The 17,197-nt window shown below is 67.2% G+C and carries 24 protein-coding genes and 1 pseudogene; 14 read left to right on the plus strand and 11 right to left on the minus strand.

Features of this window, described 5'->3' with window-relative positions:
• Positions 1-2: 2 nt before the first annotated feature.
• The 7 genes from JWS14_RS01645 to JWS14_RS01675 form a co-directional block, all read right to left on the minus strand.
• Positions 3-389 carry a hypothetical protein gene (locus tag JWS14_RS01645; RefSeq protein ID WP_072943487.1) on the minus strand — a complete coding sequence of 129 codons (387 nt, stop codon included), beginning with the start codon at positions 387-389 and terminating at the stop codon, positions 3-5.
• 127 nt (positions 390-516) lie between these two features.
• Positions 517-1,305, minus strand: a complete 789-nt coding sequence (locus JWS14_RS01650; RefSeq protein WP_206012338.1) for an ABC transporter permease — start codon at positions 1,303-1,305, stop codon at positions 517-519.
• Positions 1,302-2,264, minus strand: a complete 963-nt coding sequence (locus JWS14_RS01655) for an ATP-binding cassette domain-containing protein (protein ID WP_095864112.1) — start codon at positions 2,262-2,264, stop codon at positions 1,302-1,304. Before JWS14_RS01655 ends, JWS14_RS01650 begins: the two co-directional genes overlap by 4 nt.
• Positions 2,264-3,142 carry a DUF4097 family beta strand repeat-containing protein gene (locus JWS14_RS01660; protein ID WP_206012339.1) on the minus strand — a complete coding sequence of 293 codons (879 nt, stop codon included), beginning with the start codon at positions 3,140-3,142 and terminating at the stop codon, positions 2,264-2,266. Before JWS14_RS01660 ends, JWS14_RS01655 begins: the two co-directional genes overlap by 1 nt.
• Positions 3,143-3,193: 51 nt before the next feature.
• Positions 3,194-3,712: a toxin-antitoxin system HicB family antitoxin gene (locus tag JWS14_RS01665; RefSeq protein ID WP_206012340.1), complete on the minus strand. Its 519-nt coding sequence runs from the start codon at positions 3,710-3,712 to the stop codon at positions 3,194-3,196.
• A 102-nt stretch (positions 3,713-3,814) separates the two neighbouring features.
• The gene (locus tag JWS14_RS01670; RefSeq protein ID WP_206012341.1) at positions 3,815-4,864 is read right to left on the minus strand and encodes a sigma-70 family RNA polymerase sigma factor; all 1,050 of its coding nucleotides are present in this window, start codon (positions 4,862-4,864) and stop codon (positions 3,815-3,817) included.
• A gap of 41 nt (positions 4,865-4,905) precedes the next feature.
• The gene (locus tag JWS14_RS01675; protein ID WP_095864334.1) at positions 4,906-6,108 is read right to left on the minus strand and encodes a serine hydrolase domain-containing protein; all 1,203 of its coding nucleotides are present in this window, start codon (positions 6,106-6,108) and stop codon (positions 4,906-4,908) included.
• Between the two features lie 379 nt (positions 6,109-6,487).
• Here JWS14_RS01675 and JWS14_RS01680 point away from each other — a divergent pair.
• The 13 genes and pseudogenes from JWS14_RS01680 to JWS14_RS01740 all read left to right on the plus strand — a co-directional run bounded on the left by JWS14_RS01680 (position 6,488) and on the right by JWS14_RS01740 (position 13,697).
• A pseudogene (locus tag JWS14_RS01680) lies at positions 6,488-7,340 on the plus strand (cupin domain-containing protein).
• Positions 7,341-7,405: 65 nt separating this feature from the next.
• The gene (locus JWS14_RS01685; RefSeq protein ID WP_095864108.1) at positions 7,406-7,615 is read left to right on the plus strand and encodes a hypothetical protein; all 210 of its coding nucleotides are present in this window, start codon (positions 7,406-7,408) and stop codon (positions 7,613-7,615) included.
• 148 nt (positions 7,616-7,763) lie between these two features.
• A complete protein-coding gene (locus tag JWS14_RS01690; RefSeq protein WP_083395884.1) occupies positions 7,764-8,093 on the plus strand; it encodes a hypothetical protein in 330 nt (109 codons plus the stop codon).
• A 266-nt stretch (positions 8,094-8,359) separates the two neighbouring features.
• Complete coding sequence (locus tag JWS14_RS01695; protein WP_095864107.1) at positions 8,360-9,073, plus strand: hypothetical protein; 714 nt, start codon at positions 8,360-8,362, stop codon at positions 9,071-9,073.
• Positions 9,074-9,078: 5 nt separating this feature from the next.
• Positions 9,079-10,236 (plus strand): SRPBCC family protein, encoded by a 1,158-nt coding sequence (locus JWS14_RS01700; RefSeq protein ID WP_206012342.1) that lies wholly within the window; start codon positions 9,079-9,081, stop codon positions 10,234-10,236.
• A complete protein-coding gene (gvpJ, locus tag JWS14_RS01705; RefSeq protein ID WP_072943470.1) occupies positions 10,233-10,649 on the plus strand; it encodes a gas vesicle protein GvpJ in 417 nt (138 codons plus the stop codon). The genes JWS14_RS01700 and gvpJ overlap by 4 nt, the downstream gene beginning before the upstream one ends.
• Positions 10,649-11,437, plus strand: coding sequence for a GvpL/GvpF family gas vesicle protein (locus JWS14_RS01710; RefSeq protein WP_072943468.1), 789 nt, complete (start codon positions 10,649-10,651; stop codon positions 11,435-11,437). The genes gvpJ and JWS14_RS01710 overlap by 1 nt, the downstream gene beginning before the upstream one ends.
• Positions 11,438-11,440: 3 nt before the next feature.
• Positions 11,441-11,692: a gas vesicle protein GvpG gene (locus tag JWS14_RS01715; RefSeq protein ID WP_072943467.1), complete on the plus strand. Its 252-nt coding sequence runs from the start codon at positions 11,441-11,443 to the stop codon at positions 11,690-11,692.
• A 6-nt stretch (positions 11,693-11,698) separates the two neighbouring features.
• A complete protein-coding gene (locus JWS14_RS01720) occupies positions 11,699-11,989 on the plus strand; it encodes a gas vesicle protein GvpO (protein WP_072943466.1) in 291 nt (96 codons plus the stop codon).
• Positions 11,986-12,393, plus strand: coding sequence for a gas vesicle protein (locus tag JWS14_RS01725; protein WP_095864106.1), 408 nt, complete (start codon positions 11,986-11,988; stop codon positions 12,391-12,393). Before JWS14_RS01720 ends, JWS14_RS01725 begins: the two co-directional genes overlap by 4 nt.
• Complete coding sequence (locus JWS14_RS01730) at positions 12,380-13,159, plus strand: GvpL/GvpF family gas vesicle protein (RefSeq protein WP_095864105.1); 780 nt, start codon at positions 12,380-12,382, stop codon at positions 13,157-13,159. The genes JWS14_RS01725 and JWS14_RS01730 overlap by 14 nt, the downstream gene beginning before the upstream one ends.
• A gap of 3 nt (positions 13,160-13,162) precedes the next feature.
• Entirely contained in the window at positions 13,163-13,372 is a 210-nt protein-coding gene (locus tag JWS14_RS01735) for a gas vesicle protein (protein WP_072943463.1), read from the plus strand.
• Entirely contained in the window at positions 13,365-13,697 is a 333-nt protein-coding gene (locus tag JWS14_RS01740; RefSeq protein ID WP_072943462.1) for a gas vesicle protein K, read from the plus strand. Before JWS14_RS01735 ends, JWS14_RS01740 begins: the two co-directional genes overlap by 8 nt.
• 26 nt (positions 13,698-13,723) lie before the next feature.
• On the opposite strand, the gene JWS14_RS01745 is transcribed toward JWS14_RS01740, so the two are convergent.
• The 3 genes from JWS14_RS01745 to JWS14_RS01755 all read right to left on the minus strand — a co-directional run bounded on the left by JWS14_RS01745 (position 13,724) and on the right by JWS14_RS01755 (position 15,771).
• Positions 13,724-13,918: a CsbD family protein gene (locus JWS14_RS01745; RefSeq protein WP_072943461.1), complete on the minus strand. Its 195-nt coding sequence runs from the start codon at positions 13,916-13,918 to the stop codon at positions 13,724-13,726.
• 90 nt (positions 13,919-14,008) lie between these two features.
• A complete protein-coding gene (locus tag JWS14_RS01750) occupies positions 14,009-15,067 on the minus strand; it encodes an S-adenosylmethionine:tRNA ribosyltransferase-isomerase (RefSeq protein ID WP_206012343.1) in 1,059 nt (352 codons plus the stop codon).
• Entirely contained in the window at positions 15,064-15,771 is a 708-nt protein-coding gene (locus tag JWS14_RS01755) for an SDR family NAD(P)-dependent oxidoreductase (protein WP_072943459.1), read from the minus strand. Before JWS14_RS01755 ends, JWS14_RS01750 begins: the two co-directional genes overlap by 4 nt.
• A 240-nt stretch (positions 15,772-16,011) precedes the next feature.
• Here JWS14_RS01755 and JWS14_RS01760 point away from each other — a divergent pair, with 240 nt between their 5' ends.
• On the plus strand, positions 16,012-16,332 hold the full coding sequence (locus JWS14_RS01760) for a hypothetical protein (protein WP_072943458.1): 321 nt from the start codon (positions 16,012-16,014) through the stop codon (positions 16,330-16,332).
• Between the two features lie 20 nt (positions 16,333-16,352).
• Here JWS14_RS01760 and JWS14_RS01765 read toward each other — a convergent pair whose 3' ends face one another.
• Positions 16,353-17,012, minus strand: coding sequence for a class I SAM-dependent methyltransferase (locus tag JWS14_RS01765; protein WP_241031216.1), 660 nt, complete (start codon positions 17,010-17,012; stop codon positions 16,353-16,355).
• Positions 17,013-17,197 lie beyond the last annotated feature (185 nt).

Below are 17,197 nucleotides of genomic sequence, written 5' to 3' on the forward strand. Positions count from 1 at the left end.
ACTCACGGCGTGTTGATGTACTCCTGGATGGCCTGCTGCGCCTTGGGGTTGCCCTGTCCCATACCGACGATCGCACCGGTGATCGCGCCGATCGGCGTGCCGATGATGCAGCCGGCGAGACTGCCCGGGAACATCGAGACACATCCGACGCCGAGACCGATGAGCGCACCGATCGCGGTGCCGGCCGCTCCCCCGTTGGCCCAGCCGACGCCGAGTTCGTTGAGCATGTTCTCGAGGGCCTTCTGCTTGTCCACCTCGTGCCGACCGGGGATCGCCAGGGCCGGCGTTCCCGTGTTCGGCACGACGGGGTCGGCATGCGCCGTGCCGGCTCCGAGTGTCACCGTCGCTGCGACGAGGACCGATGCTGCCGATTTCTTGATCAAGTTCATCGCGATCCCACCCTGCTGAAGAAGGAAAAACCGGTTCCGACTGTAACCTGCGGCTGCATCATCGGTGGCGAAACCGCGGCATCGGAAGAGTACCGCGGTGAGCGCCCGTCGGCACGGGTGAAAGCCGTCAGTTCACGCGCCGGTTGAACAGTCGTTTCGCCCAGAGGTAGCCGAGCAGCGCGATGCCGGCGCTCCAGCCGACCGCGAGCACTGCGCTGCTGCCGACGGGGCCGCCGAGAAGCAGTCCGCGGATGGTCTCGATGACGGGGCTGAACGGCTGGTACTCGGCGAACCACCGGAGACCGGCCGGCATCGAGTCGGTGGGGACGAACCCACTGCCGAGGAATGGCAGCAATATCAGCACCATCGGGAGGTTGCTCGCCGTTTCGACGCTCTTGGACACCAGCCCGAACGCAACGGACAGCCACGTGAGTGCGAACGTGAACATCGCGAGCACCGCCGTCGCCGCTACCCACTCGCCGAGTCCGGCGGTGGGCCGGAAACCGATGAGCACGGCGACACCGACGACCAGGACGAGGCTGATCAGTGTCTGGATCATGCTGCCGATGACGTGCCCGGTCAGCACGGACACCCGTGCGATGGCCATGGTCCGGAACCGGGCGATGATGCCCTCGGTCATGTCGGTGGCGACCGAGATCGCGGTTCCCTGGGCGGCGCTGGCCACGGTCATCAGGAGGATTCCGGGTGCCACGTAGTCGATGTAGGCGCCGCGTCCGCCGTCGGGATCGCCGAGTCCCGCTCCCAGCGTGCCGCCGAACACGTACACGAAGAGCAGGAGGAGGATGATCGGCATCCCGACGAGGAGCACCGTCACCGACGGGTACCGGACCATGTGCCGGAGGTTGCGTCGCAGCATCGTCGCCGAATCGCTCAGCGCGTAACCCATGGTCGTCATCGCACGCTCTCTTTCCTGGTTGCGGCGCGCTCGGTGAGCGCGAGGAAGACGTCGTCGAGATCGGGTGTGTGGACGGTCAGGTTCTCGACCTCGATCGATGCGTGATCGAGCCGATCGAGCAGCGCGCGCAGCGATTGCACGCTGCCGTCGCCGGGAACCTGCAGGGTGAGCGCTTCCTCGTTCCGGGTCACGTCGCCGAGCAGCCGGGATGCGGCGTCGAGTTCGCGCACCCCGGGCAACGCCAGGGTGATGTGGCCGCCCGGAACGAGCCTCTTCAGCTGTTCGGGGGTTCCCTCCGCGACCAGCCTGCCGCCGTCGAGGAGTGCGATCCGGTCGGCGAGCCGATCTGCTTCCTCCAGGTACTGGGTGGTGAGGAAGATCGTGACCCCGTCGGCGACGAGTTCGCGGATGATCTGCCACATGGCGCGGCGACTGCGCGGATCGAGACCGGTCGTCGGCTCGTCGAGGAAGATGATCCGGGGATCGCCGACGAGGGTCATCGCCAGGTCCAGCCGGCGGCGCATGCCACCGGAGTAACTCCCGGCCGGCTTCGCGCCCGCCTCGACGAGATCGAACCGGGCCAGCAGTTCCGTGGCCCGGGCGCGGCCCGCGTCGCGCCGCAGGTGGTGCAGATCGGCCATCAGCATCAGGTTCTCGCGACCCGTGAGGAGGTTGTCCACCGCGGAGAACTGGCCGGTCACACCGATGGTGGACCGAACCGCGTCGGGCTCGCGGGCGAGATCGTGACCCGCGATCCTCACCTTGCCGCCGTCGGGAGCGATGAGGGTGGACAGAATCTGCACCATGGTGGTCTTGCCTGCGCCGTTGGGTCCGAGGAGCGAGAAGATCGTTCCCTCACCGATGTCGAGGTCGATGCCGTCGAGGACGACTTTGTCGCCGTAGGACTTTCGCAGCCCGGTGGTGGTGATAGCGGACCGGGTGGTGATCGATGCTGTCATCACTCTGCCTTTCGACTGGTCGACTTCGGGGAATCGGGGCGGCGAATCACGATGTCGCCGAAACCGGTACGGGCGCGCACCTCGACCGTGTCGTCCGTCGATTCGGGCCGGTCGACGGAGTCCAGACGGTTCTGGACCTTCCCGAAGGACGTGTGCGCGTCGAGCCGGGCGGCGGTCCCGGAGCGGATGCCGATCTCGATTCGACCGTGACCGGTTTCGAGCGACGCCGCGCCCTGCGTCACCTGCCCGATGCGGATGTCGCCGTTCGCAGTTGCGGCGGCGAGGTCGGCGCGGGCGTCGTCGACGGAGATGTCCCCGTTCGCCGTCTTCACCCGCAGTCCGCCGCCGATCGTGCCGATCCAGTTGTCGCCGTTGGAGTTCTTGATCACGGCGCTGCCGTCGATCGCGCCGACGCGGAGTTTTCCCGACCCCGTGCTCAGGTCCGCATCACCTGCAACGTGGTCCACGGTGACCGTGCCGGCCCCGGTGTGCACGTCGAGCGGGCCCGTGTCGCCGAGTTGGACGTCCCCCGCCGATGTCTTGACGCGGCACGCGCCGAGCCGTCCGGCGCCGCGGAACGTCGCCACCGACGCCTCGCCCTCGAACTCGGAGCCGGTCGGCAGCGCGATGGTGACGTCGACGGAACCGGCCTTGCCGAACAGGCCGAGACCGCGCTGCTTCGGCGCCTTGACCAGCAGTCTCCCTGCGGAGTACTCGACGCGGGTCTGCTCGGCGGCGCGAACGTCCGATTCCCGCGAGCCGTCGCTGGGGCGCACGTCCACGACCGTGTCGTGGCGGTCGCTCGCCGTGATCCGTGCGTCGCCGACGACGAGTTCGACCGTCGCCGAGATCGGCGCCGGGGTGCTGAAAGTGGGCATGGTTGTCCTCCGGAATGTGGTGGTGGCGAATGAAAGGACGGGCCGGTCGGGTCAGCGCACCCAGCCCGTGAAACGGTCATTGCCGCGTGGGGCACGCCGTTCGGAACGATTACTGCCGCCGTCGGACTCCAACCCCGCGGCCGCGGACCGGACGAGCCAGGCGTTCACAGACAGCCCTGCCTCCCGAGCGGCCTCCTCGACGCGGTCCTTGAGGTCTTGCGGGAGACGAAGGTTGATCCGGGTCATGGCGCCGTCTTCCACTTCCGGGATCCGAGGCGGCGACATGTCCGGACCGGATGCGGCCTGCTCCTCGAACAATCGCTCGACCGGCGCGGGAGTGACGACGAACGTGGGCTCACGTCCGCGGAGACGAAGATCCACCGAACCCGGTGCGAGGTCACGGGTGATTTCACTGGCGGCCGCCGACAGCGCGTCGAGTAGCGCGAGCCGGACCCCGGACTCCAGTGGTGCGGTGAGTCGCTCGGCGAGGGCACGGGCGTCGTCTCCCCCGGCCTCGGCGGCTACGGCGAGTTCGTGACGGAGGGATGCGACATAGGGCGTGAGATCCATGGTGCCATCATGGCATCACATTGGCACCATCGCAAGACTCTGCCGAAGATCGATGTGCCACCGTGGTGTCACGGCGGCGCAATCGGTCACCGCGCGCGCAGGTCACGGCAGGAATTCAGGCAGCCCGAACGGCTCGAAGTGCTCCGCACCGATGAACGAGGTCAGCTCCGCGATCTTGGTGCCACGCAGGGTCAGCACCGTGATCGACCAGCGGAGGTGGGTGCCGGCGTCCTCGTCCCACAGATAGAAGGCCACGGCGGGCTGGCCGTTGGCACCGACCGGCAGGTGGCGCCACGAACCGCACCCCGTGAGCGGGACCCGGACCGCGAAATCCGTGACCGCGGCCATACCGCGATACCAGTGCGCCATCGGTGGCATCGACCAGGTGACGTCCTCGGTCAGCAGAGCGACCAGAGCATCGGCATCACCGCGTTCCAACGCGGTGGAGTACCCGGCGACCAGGGCACGCAGATGCGCGTCGTCGATTTCTCGCAAAGTTCGAGACTGGGTCACCGAGGGAATCTTCTCCGCCACGATCGCCCGGGCCCGCTGCAGCGCGCTGTTCACCGACGCCGTCGTCGTGTCCATGGCGGCGGCGATCTCGGCGGCGGAGAACCCCAGGACCTCGAAGAGCAGCAGGGCCGCCCGCTGATTGCCCGGCAGATGTTGCAGTGCCGCAACGAATGCCAGTTCGACGGCCTCGCGCTGCTCGTAGCGGGCGGCCGGCCCCGCCACACCGGCGGCCAGTCCCGCATCGGCGTAGGGACCCAGCCACGCCACTTCGGTGAGCGGGACGTCACCGACGACGGCGCGATCACTGGACGGACCCAGGTCGACGGGCAGGGCCCGCCTACCGCGCGATTCGACCGCGTCCAGGCACGTGCGCGTCGCGACGGTGTACAGCCAGGAGCGCAGTGCGCTGCGGCCTTCGAATTTCGCGAATCCGCGCCACGCCCGCAGCAGAGCGTCCTGCAGGGCGTCGTCGGCATCGTGGCTGGAGCCGAGCATGCGATAGCAGTGGGCGTGCAGTTCCCGGCGCAACGGTCCGACCAGCCGCGTGAACGCGGCGTCGTCTCCGTCCCGTGCTCTGGCCAGGTCGGGATCGCCGGCATCTGCCGGCGCGTGCGGTGTTCGAACGGAGTTGTCGCTCACAGGGGACGATTCTGCCCCACCGGCGACTCACGCACCTGGCATCACCTGGTGGGGGTAGGGGCCGGTGTCGGCGCCAGCGACATCCCGGCGTAGATCTCGTCGAGAACGGTGGGCAGCAACGCGTTCGCGGTGGTTTTACCCTCGGGCGACAGAGTCAGATTCGCCCAGATCACGAGCGCGACGTCGTTGTCCGGGTCGTACCCGATGAACGAGTTGAAGCCCGGCAGCTCACCTCCGTGGTAGTACATCGACGCGTTCGGCCCGAAACGCTGGTAGCTGATCCCGTAACCGTATTGCTGCCCGTCGGGTGCGTCCGGGTCCTCGGGTTGCAGGCTGTCCCGCCATTGTTGCTGGTATTCCGGATTCAACACTTTGCCGGAGACCAGCGCCCGGATCCATGTGGCCAGGTTGTCCGCCGTGGAGATGGCGCCCCCCGCGGCAGTGGCGTAGGACGGATTCTGGTTGGTGTAGTCGAGGGGTTGCAGTGTCCCCGCCCGCGCGGCGGCCTGCATGTCGGCGGGATACGGCTCGTCCACTAGAGCGTAGGCCGATTCGCCGTACATGTAACCGTGCGAATACGGATCCGGGATCGCCGTATCGTCGGCGGCGGGTAACGAGGTCTGGTTCAGCCCGAGCGGCCCGAGCAACCGTTCCTGGAACTGCTCGGCCAGTGGGCGACCGCCGACCTTCTCGGCGATCAGACCCAGCAACGCGTAATTGGTGTTGTTGTATTCGTACGACGTGCCTGGTGGGAAGTTCGGCGGCCGGCTGAACGCGATGTCCAAGACCTCCTGAGGTGTCCAGGCCTTCGCCGGGTCGCTGTCCAAAGTCGCCGCCAACTCGGGCGAACTCGTGTAGTTGTACAGCCCGCTGCGCATCGTCAACAGCTGTGCGATGGTGATGTTCTCGCCGTTGGGCACGTCGGCGACGTAGGTCGACACCGGGTCGCTGAACCGGAGCTTGCCGTCCTGTGCCAGCAGGACCGTCAGGGCCGCCGTCAAGGTCTTGGTGTTCGAGGCGATCCGGAAATGAGTCTGCGCAGCCGGCGGTGTGTCCGCGCCCAGTTCCGTGGTGCCGACCGCCGCGACGAAGTCTCCCTGCGGGGTGCGGAGCTGCACCACCGCGCCGGGGATCATCAGCTCCTCGGCGGCAGCGTCGACCGCAGCCTGGAATGTGGCCGGATCGATGGAATTGAGCGCCGAACCCGAAGCAGTGGTCCCCGTCGCCGTCGTCGCGGCAGGCAGTGAACCGTTCTCCGAGGTCGTCGGCTCGGACGTCGGCGAGCACCCAGCGATCACGAGTGCGCCGCACGCCGCGATCACAACGAGGCGGGTGGCGCGCAGTGTGCGGAACCGACCCACTCCATTTCTCCGGCCCCGCATGTACTCCACCGGGAAATCCCTCATCGTCGCCATCACCGCCTCGGCGCCATGGTTCGAGTACCGCGCCGACGGGCGGCACCAGCTGGCAGGCCTTCTTCGAATCCTAGCCCGGGAGCCCACTCACTCCGTCGCGATCACCGGAACATTTCACTGCGGAAAGACATACTTCTACCTGTATGCGCGAACTGCTTCCCACCGCCGAGGCCGTCCCAGGCAACCGTCCGACACGGAAGGCACATCCATGAGCACGCGACGCAGCATTCACAACACCTCGTTGACCGACGGCGAGATCGTCGAGCAATCCGACATGGGCTCGATCACCCGGGTGACAGCGGACACCTTCCCGATCCTGAAGCGCCTGTCGATCAACCCCGGAGCGATGCGCACCTCGCATTGGCACGCCAACGCCAACGAACTCACCTATTGCCTGTCCGGAACGTCACTTGTCTCCGTGCTCGACACCGGCAGCGTGTTCTCCACCTTCACTGTCGGCGCCGGAGAGATGTTCCACATCGATTCGGGATCGCTGCACCACATCGAGAACATCGGCGACGAGGTCGCGGAATTCTCATCGCCTTCCGGAGCGAGCGCCCCGAGGACTTCGGTGGAGCCGCGTTCGGCGCGATGACCGATGCCGTCCTCGGCAACACCTACGATCTCGACGCCTCCGACTTCACCGCTCTCCGACGCGACACCGCGGACCGCGCCCTGGCGGCGCGAATCGGCGATCCCGTGGTGCCGTCGGCGGCGAAATGGGTTATGTGCGGCGCGGATCGGCGCGGATGACGGTCATGGACCCGGACGGCCCCCTCGACACCTGGTATCTCGAGCAGGGGGACGTGTATTTCATTCCCCGCGCATACCCACACCACATCGAGGTCGCGGGGTCCGACGACATCCATTTTCTGATTTTCTTCGACCAGCCGACGCCCGGTGACATCGGATACCGCGCATCGGTCAGCGCGTACTCCCGCGAAGTCCTCGCCGCCACGTTCGGCACCCACATCGGCGATCTGCCGAATTTCCCGTTCACCCCCGCCGACCCGCTCATCGTCACCCGCAACAACCCGCTCGACGAACGCGGAGAGCGGTAACCCGTCGTACCCGGATTGCCGCCGTTCCCGCTCCGGTTTCAAGAATTTCCCCGAGGGTAATTGGGGTGTATGGGCGCACGAGAGAGGACGACGACACGGTCGACGGCGCTCGCCGACGCTCCCCCGGGTCGACTGCCGCGGAGGCAGCCACTCCCGCCCAGGCGGCCGGCAAGCTCGACATCAGCGTCGGCCGGATCGCGGCACGGCCTTCCCCGGCGGACCGAGACGGCGGCCCGGCCGACGCGTACGGATGCCGGCACCGAATCCGCGACTAAGCCGACGGGGAAGCGTCCCCGGGACACAGGGTCCCCCGCACCGGCCCACACCCGATCCTCCGGCGCCGGCCGCTCGCGCCTGCCCGATCCGGTTCCGCAGGACTTCGGGGACGTCACCGAGTGGCTGAAGGACCAGGTTCGCCACCTCGTGGACGCACTGCGGGACCGCGGCGAGATGGAGGCGCAGAATCTTCGGCAGAAATTCAAGAAATGGTTGGCGTCGCTCGTCCACGAGGTGATACACAGCAACGCCGGGGTCGGCGCCGGACTCGAAGGCATTCGCGCCGCCTTGACGGGTAAGAATCCGGTGTGGGCCGCGATCAAGGCGCTGGTATCCGGCTTGAGCGGAAAGGCCAAGTTCGGCCTTGTTCTCCTTCTGATCGTCGCGCTGCTGCTCGGACCCGTATTACTCGTGGTTCTTCTGCTGGTGCTCCTTGTCGCAGTGATCGTCGCTGCGGTACGAGCCGCCGCCCAGTGACATTTTCCCGCTGTCACAGGGAACGCGTTGCAACTCAACGACTCTCGAAATACGACAACGACGCGTCGATATCGCCACCGCCCGTGTAAATACGCAGAAAGCGTGCTCCGCGGCACGCCGGCCGAACCGACTTTTCTGCCGCTGGTTGAGCGTCGTGCGGCTGGGGTAGTCGGGAGACGGCGCCCCCTTACCGCGCACGGTATTGCGACACATTGCCGAAGTTGGCGAGAGGTGCGCCGGCGACTACTCGGTAAAGGGGTTCGACGATGAAAACCAAAGGTCAGGTGGCGTTGGCCGTCGGCGCGGGGTACATGCTGGGCCGAACACACAGGATGAAAATGGCACTGATGCTGGCGGCTGCGGGTGCGACCGGACGCTTCCCCGGCGGGCCACGCGACTTGTTGGAACGCGGCACGAAGGTGCTCGCGAACTCCCCCGAGTTCGCCAAGATCAGCGATTCGGTTCGACAAGAGCTAGTCAGCGCGGCGAAGGCCGCGGCGGTCACCGCAGCAAGTCAGCGCATCAACCAGCTCAACAACCGGATTCTGTCGGGCGGCGGCGAAGCCGTCAGCGACGTGGGCGACACAGTCGACGACACTGTGGGTGGTGTCGGTAACTCGGTCGGCAAACTCAGCAGTCTCGGAAAACTCGGCCGCAAGCGACGCGGTCGGTCCAAGGACGAGGAGTACGACGAATCCGAAGTCGACGAAGAGCCGGACGAACAGTACGCCGACGAGGACGAGGACTACGAGGAGCCCGAACCCGACGAGGAGGAAGCCGCCGACGAGGAGGCACCCGCTCCACGCAAGCGACCCGCCGCACGTCGACGCGCGTCCAGCACCAACGGCAACTCCCGGCCGTCGAGCAGGTCGCGCAGCGCGAAATCCGACGAGGACGACGAGGAAGCCCCGACCCGCGGCCGCCGGACACGGGCCAAAGCGACGACTGATTCCGCGCCCGTCCGGCGCGGCGGACGGTGAGCACGATGACGAACGCCGCGAACAAACTGCGAGAAGCCGCACCGGGAGACGGGGGCGGATCGTCGGGTGTGCTGCAGGAGGCACTGCAGAAGCTGGTCGGCACGGTGACGGAGAAGGCGCTCACATCGGTCTCCGACAAGGTGCAGAACGCGTCCGGCAGGCTCACCGATTACGCCGAGGGCGGCGGAGGCGGGCTGCTCGCCGCCGTGACCGGTTCCGAGAAGCTGGCCGAGGGTGAATCACCGATCAAGTCGGCGGTGAGCGGTGGCTGGCAGGGCGCCAAGCAAATGGTCAAGGACACCGCCTCTGACGTCAAGGAGGCCGTCACCGGTGGTGGCGGCAGCAAGGGCAAGAAGCTCAAGTTGACCAACATCGTCGAAACGCTCGATGTCGGGGTCCCGGTCCAGCTCGCCTACAACCAGTGGACCCAGTTCGCCGACTTCCCCTCCTTCATGAAGAAGGTCGAGCGGGTGGAGCAGGAATCGGACGAAAAGCTCGAGTGGAAGGCGCAGGTGTTCCTGTCGCACCGCACGTGGGAAGCGTCGATCATCGAGCAGGTTCCCGATGAGCGGATCGTGTGGCACTCGAAGGGTGCCAAGGGTTATGTCGACGGCGCGGTGACGTTCCACGAGGTGACTCCCGATCTCACCCGCATCGTCCTCATCCTCGAGTATCACCCGAAGGGTCTGTTCGAGAAGACGGGCAACATCTGGCGGGCCCAGGGACGACGAGCGCGACTGGAGTTGAAGCACTTTGGACGCCACGTCATGACGCAGTCCGTTCTCCATCCCGACGAGGTGGTGGGCTGGCGCGGGGAGATCCGGGACGGCGAGGTGGTCGAGCCCGACGAGGAAGAGACGCAGCCGGACGAGTCGGACGAGCTCGACGAAACCGACGAAGCCGAAGGCGAGGAGAGCGAAGACGAGGAGCCCGAGCAGGACGAGTCGGAGCAGGACGAGTCGGAGCAGGAAGAGCCCGAGGAAACCGACGAAGACGAGTCCGAGGAGGAAGAGGAAGAGGAAACACCCCCGCGGGCACGTCGAGGTCGCCCACGCAAGACCGCTGCGGCCGCCGAGGACAAGGCAGCCCCGAAGAGGCGGGGCCGCCCGCGTAAGACTGCCGCCAAGAAATCCGCCGGCTCGCGTCAAGGAGCGCGGCAATGACGGCAATACAACCGGCGGGAGGCGGCGGAGGTGGTGGAGTCAGCGGCGGCCCCAGCTCCAGTAGCCTCGCCGACGTCATCGACACCATCCTCGACAAGGGCCTGGTTATCGATGCCTACGTGCGGGTGTCACTGGTCGGTATCGAACTGCTGACCATCGACGCGCGCGTCGTCGTCGCCAGTGTCGACACCTATCTGCGGTTCGCGGAGGCCGTGAACCGGCTCGAGATCGGCAGTGGCGAGCCGAAGGGTCTGACGGACCTGGTCGGCGACGTCACCGAGGGTGGCGCCAAATCGAAAACCAAGGGTGCGCTCGAGGCCGCGGGTGACAAACTCGGCGACATCCTCGGCGGCGGGCAGGAAGAACCCGAGCGCGAGCGGGTTTCGCGCAAGTCCAGTCGAGGGGACAAGTGATGTCTACGTCAGAAAAGTCCAACGACGCACCCGAGGAGCCGCGGACCAGCGGTGTCTACGTGTACGGCATAGTGCCCGCGGATGTGGAAGCCGAAGAGGACGCGGTCGGCGTGTGTGACGGACCGGTCAGCATCGTCAAGCACGGCGACATCGCGGCGCTCGTCAGCGAGATCTCGGTGGACAGGCCGCTCGGCAAGCCCGAGGACCTTCGAACCCATGCGCACGTGCTGGACGGTACCTCGCGTGTGGCACCGGTGCTCCCGCTTCGTTTCGGGGCGGTCATGACCGATGAGGACGCCGTCGAGAAGGAACTGCTCGAAGCACACGCCGACGAGTTCGCGGCAGCGTTGAAGGAACTCGAGGGTCGAGCGCAGTACGTCGTGAAGGGGCGGTACGTCGAGGAAGCGATCCTCCGGGAAATAATCGAGGAAAACCAACAAGCGGGCGAACTGGTCGACGCGATCCGAAATCAGCCCGAGGAGACCACCCGCGACGCCCGGATGGCGCTGGGCGAGATCGTCAGCAACGGCATCGAGGCCAAGCGGGACGAAGACACGCGCACGGTGGTCGAGGCGCTCGAGTCGCTGTCCGATTCGGTCAACGTGCGGGAACCGACTCACGAGGAGGAGGCCGCGCAGGTGGCCGTGCTCGTCGAGGTCGCCCGGCAGGACGAACTCGAGAAGGCAGTCGGAGACCTGGCCGAACGGTGGGACGGCCGCGTCGAGATGCGCCTGCTCGGACCCCTCGCCGCCTACGACTTCGTGGTGACGCAGAAGCCGGAGGGCTGACCGATGGGCCTGCTGTCGTTCATCGCCACGCTGCCGCTCGCCCCCGTTCGTGGGGTGATCTCGCTTGCCGAGCTGATTCAGCGGCAGGTCGAGGAGGAACTCCACAACCCCGCGAGTGCGCGGCGCGCGCTCGAGGAGTTGGAGGACGCACGCGCGGCGGGCGAGATCTCCGCCGAGGAGGAAGAGCAGGCCCAGCAGGCCATCCTCGACCGCATGACCGGAACGACACGGCCCAGCAGTACGGAGAGGGAGTGATCGGCGATGGCAGAAGAGGAGCCACCTCCGTTGCCGGCACCCGAGATCGCGGAGATCGCAACGCGTGACATTGCGCAATTGACCGGCAAGAAACCCCTGGGTGCCACATCGGTCATGCCGACCGACGACGGCTGGACGGTCGAGGTGGAAGTAGTCGAGGATCGGCGGATCCCGTCGTCGACGGACATGCTCGCGTTGTACGAGGTGGTCGTCGATCTGGATGGAGAACTGTTGTCCTACCGCAGAACCCGCCGCTACATCCGCGGTGTCGGTGACAGCGGGAGCACGCAGTCATGACGATCGCCGGCGGCGGTACGAGCAACCTTCCACAGAGTTCGGGCGGCGGATTCGGCGGCGGGCATCAGTCGACGAATCTCGGCGAGATCCTCGAGCGGGTGCTCGACAAGGGGCTCGTGATCGCCGGAGACATCCAGGTCAACCTGCTCGACATCGAACTGTTGACCATCAAGGTGCGGTTGGTCATCGCCTCGCTGGAGACGGCAAGGGAGGTCGGGATCAACTGGTGGGAGAACGACCCCTGGCTGACCGGCAAGAGCAGCGACCTCGAACTCGAGAATCGAAAGCTCAAGGAGCGGATTGCCGCACTCGAGTCCGACAGGTCGGTCCGCCCTGCCGTCGAGGCCGCCGACACGGTCGAGGTGGAGGCGAGGCGTCAGGAGCGCGACGATGACCGCGGATGACGGTGTCTGGCTCTACAGCATCACGACGGACGGCGTCGGCGATGCGCAACTCGCCGGGGTCACCGGCGTGGCAGGCGAGCCGGTCCGGGCGGTGACGTCGTCGGGTCTGGTCGCGGTGGTGGGGACGGTGAGCCTCGGCGAATTCGGGCAGGAGCCTCTGCAACGCAAACTCGAGGACCTCGACTGGCTCGCCGCAACCGCGAGAGCCCACGACGCCGTGGTGGCGGCCGTGTTGCGCAACGGCCCCACCGTTCCGTTGCGATTGGCGACCCTCTATCTCGACGACGAGCGCGTCCGCCGCCTCCTCACGGAACGACAGGAGGAGTTCGGTGCGACGCTGCGCCGGGTGACCGGTAGGAGCGAATGGGGCGTCAAAGGATACGGCGACGCCAAGACGCTGTCGCAGGACGTGAAGGAGGAGCCGCCCCCGACGGGTGCGGCCGGAAAGGGAACCGCGTATCTACTGCGACGCCGTGCGGAATTGAGCGCGCAGCAGGACGTCGAACGCAAAGCGGCCGGCCACGCGGGAGAAATTCACACCGCGCTCCTGGACCGGGCCGTCGACGGGGTACGCCGGCAAGTCACCGACCCGGTGCTGACCGGCAAGCGGGCCTGGATGATCTTCAACGGCACCTACCTCGTCGACAATGATCGCGTCGAGGGTTTCGCTGCACTCGTCACGGCACTCGACACCCAACGTCCGGGCATCACATTGGAATTGACCGGACCGTGGCCGCCGTATTCGTTCGCCGGGATCGACGGGTGAGCCATGAGTGAGATGGTCCCCGCGGACGACACTCGACGCATCGCGCTCGTCGATCTACTCGACCGGGTGCTGGGCGGCGGTGTCGTCATCACCGGTGAGATCACGCTGTCGCTCGCCGACGTCGACATGGTCCGCATCTCCCTGCGCACGCTCATCGCGTCGGTGAGCGCACTTGTCCCAGATCCGGCCGAGCAGGATTCCACCGATGGCTGAGCCCGAGCCTGTCGATTCGGATGTCCCGAGCGACATCGGTCGCCGGGTATTGCCGCAGCGGATCGACGCGGATCCCGAATCGGTCGAGAAGGGCCTGGTCACCCTCGTGCTGACGATCGTCGAGCTACTGCGGCAGTTGATGGAACGGCAGGCGCTGCGCCGAGTCGAGCACGGCGATCTCAGCGACGACCAGATCGAACGCATCGGGACGACGCTCATGCTGCTCGAGGAGCGCATGGCGGAGCTGCGTGATCATTTCGATCTCACACCCGAGGACCTGAACATCGATCTCGGACCGCTGGGGCCGCTGCTGTCGAACGAATAGGCCGGACCCTGAAAGCGTCGTCGATATCAATGTTTGAGGGCGTTCTTGATCTTCTTTCCGGCGTCCTTGACCTTGTCTCCCATCTGCTTGGCGTTGCCCCTGGCCTGTTCTTTGCTCCCCTCTGCTTCGAGGTGGGCGTTGCCGGTGGCCTTGCCGACCGCCTTCTTGGCGGCGCCCTCGGCGGTTTCGACCTTGTGCCGGATCTTCTTTCCCATGTTCATGACGCTGTCCTGTCCTCTGCGGTCCCTCCCGATTGCCCTGCGCCACCGGTTTCAATCACGCCCCGTGCGGCGTCGCATCCGATCGTGCGATCACCGCCGCAGCAACAGCGCGCTGTCCCCAAACTCGTGCCACAGGTATCCGCGCGCGAGTGCCTCGTCGTAGGCGCGTCGGACGGCCGCCGCGCCCACCACCGATTCGAGCAGCATCAGGTGGGAAGCCCCGGGCGCGTGCCAACCCGTGATCAGCCCGTCCACCACGCGGGCCGGCCGCCCCGCGCTCAGCACCAGGTTCGTCCAGCCCCCGCCCGCCACCGTCAGCCCGTCCGGCGTTGCCCGGGTCTCGAGAGCCCTGGTCACCGTGGTGCCGACCGCGATCACGCGCCCGCCCGCCGCGCGACGATCATTGATCAGCCGCGCCGTGTGCTCCGGCACCTCGTACCGCTCGGGGATCGGCGGCTCCCCGCGCTCGGGCGAGGACACACCCGTGTGCAACAGGATCGGCGCTGTCACCACCCCCGAGGTCGCGAGATCGGTGACGATCGGATGCGTGAACGGCCGCGCGGCGCTGGCCATCTCGGCGCTCCCACCGGTCCGGCCGAAGATCGTCTGGTAGTAGGACAGGGGCCATCGCTCGTGGACGTACGCGTACGTGATCGGACGGCCCGCGGTGGCGAGCAGTTCCGCGGCTACGTCCGTGACGCCGTCGACCGAGGCCCGCCACAGCCGGGTCGAACCACGGGGCCAGGGCTCCTGGAGTGTCGCAACGGCGCCGCGCGACAGCCTGATCCGCGTTCCCTCCGTGACCGAGTCGAGGGCTCCGGATACCGGGCCCGGCGCTCGCACCTCGACCGCCCAGTCGCCACCCTCGAGTTCGGTGGAGAAGTGCACGACCACCGGTCCTACCGTGTCGACGGTGCCGTCCATTGCCGCGGCCAACGTCGCCGACGCGTTCACCACCACCACGTCGCCCGGCCGGAGAAAGCGGGGCAGGTCGTGAAATGTGCTGTGCACCAAGTTGCCCCGGTCGGACACGAGCAGCTTCACCGAGTCCCGCAGCAGGCCCCGCTCCTCCGGCGGGCCGCTCGCCTCCAACCGCTGCGGCAGGACGAACCGGAATTCGGTCACGGAGTCGCTGCCCGACCGGGTCACGACGACACTCCGGTGTTCGCGGCCGCGACGTCGGATGCACGGTACCGGCCGCTGGGCGGTCTCGTGTCGAGCAGCCTCAGCAGGGCCGGGACCACGGTCTCCGGCTCGGGCCGATCCGAGATGTCCTCGCCGGGGAACGCCGCCTGGTGCATCGCGGTGCGCATGTCGCCGGGATCGAACGCGTAGATCGCGAGATCCGGCTCCTCGACCGCCAGTACCGCGGTCGCGTGGTCGAGCGCCGCCTTCGCCGCACCGTAGCCGCCCCAGCCCGCATAGGCCTCGACCGCGGCGTCCGACGAAATGTTGATCACGGTGCCGTCCGCGGCCTTTATCTGCCCGATCAGCGCGCCGATCAGCGCGAGCGGGGCCAGTACGTTCGTCGTGAAGACCTGGGCCAGTGCGTCCTCCGGGTACCGGGTCAGTGCGGGCATGGGGCTGGGGCCGAGCGCGCTGGCGTTGTTGAGGAGCAGGTCCAGTCGCCCCTGCGCCTCGATCACCTCGGCGATACGCTCGCGATGCCGCGGATCCGTCACATCACCGGGGACGGCGGTGATGGTGCTCCCCCGCGAGGCGACCCGATCGAGCGGTTCGACCCGCCTTCCGGTGACGATCACCTCCCAGCCGCGCTCCGCGAGCGCGAGTGCGCTCGCCCGTCCCAATCCTGCCGATCCCCCAGTGATCAGCGCCGTTCTGGTGCCGTTCATCGCGGACTCCTTGCCTCCAGTGACATCTGGCACCATCTTGAAACCTGAAGTCCACTTCATGTCAAGGGCCGCTGTCCTGCGGGGCCGGTCCGGGCGGGGCGCCCGCACCGAGGGGTGGGATTCCGAGGTCGATCGGACGATAATGAGTCCCTACCGTGAGACGAATGCGCCACGTGCCACAACCCGCGCTGAAGCCTGCGAGCCGAACCGGGGCGCCAACAGAATCGAGAGTGACTTCGCATGAACACAGTCGCAGTGCGCTCGGCGATCGCAGCGGCCGCTGCATTCGCCGCCTTCGCCGCACCCGGTATCGCGGCCGCAGCACCGAACCTGCACGGGGATCCGACGACTCCCGGCACCCAGGTTCAGGTGGAGAGCGAGCCGGGCGACTCGAACAGCTACACCTGTGGGGCAGTCGGCGTCGCGGGAGCCGGAGTCGGCTCGAATTCCTCCGGTAGCGCCGGTTCGGTCAACGGCGCCTATTTCGGACCCGGCCCCGTCCAGGGCGGCTGCGTCGGTAGCGACGGGTCGGTCTACTTCCCGACCGGCAACGCCGAGTAACAGCGCGCCGCACGCGATATCTAGATCCGCGTGACGGTCGCGAGCCAGGCCGGTGCGCCGTCGTCGTGGAATCGCGTGTGAATCCGGTCCGGTTGGATGGCTGTGATGGTCCATCCGGCGCCGGGGTTGAACGCTGCTCTCAACTCCTCCCGGCTGACGGGGTGCGGGCCGGCATCGGGTCCGTCATCACTGAAGCACAGCACATACAGGATCCCGTCGGGTTCGGTCACCGAGGCCAGACTCGCCACGTAGCCCGGCCACTCGCCGGCGTCGAAGGTGTGGAACAGTCCGCAGTCCAGCACTGTCGCGAACCGGCGTCCCAGCGTCTCCAGCCGGAGTGCGTCGGCCGCGGCGAACTCTATCTCGATCCGACGATCCTCGGCCTTTGCCCTAGCGATCGCCAGCGCCGTCTCTGCCACATCCACGCCCACAACCGACAGTCCCAGCACGGCGAGGTGAAGTGCGTTTTCGCCGGTTCCGCAGCCCGCGTCGAGGACCGCTCCGGCGAATCCGCCCTCGGATGCCACCCGCACGATCGCCGGCTGGGGCCCGTCGATATCCCAGGGCGCACGGCCCTCGTGGTACGACGCATCCCAGGGCAGCCCCGACATCCGCTCGTGGCTGGTCGGTTCCCGACCGCCGAACGGATCGTCGGCTGGAGGTCCTGATCGCTCCGACACCACCGCCCCCTTCCTGCACCCGATCGCGCCAACCCATCGTGACACGGCAATGCGTGACACTCGGCCGGTTCCTCGTACACGCGATCCGCTCATTCGCCACCGTCGCACGCCGTCACATTCCTCACAAGGTCACGGCCCGCACCCGGAGGTTCGGGTGCGGGCCGTGCACGAAGGGATGAACGAAC

This window comes from Rhodococcus koreensis (assembly GCF_017068375.1).
Classification (GTDB): domain Bacteria; phylum Actinomycetota; class Actinomycetes; order Mycobacteriales; family Mycobacteriaceae; genus Rhodococcus_F; species Rhodococcus_F koreensis.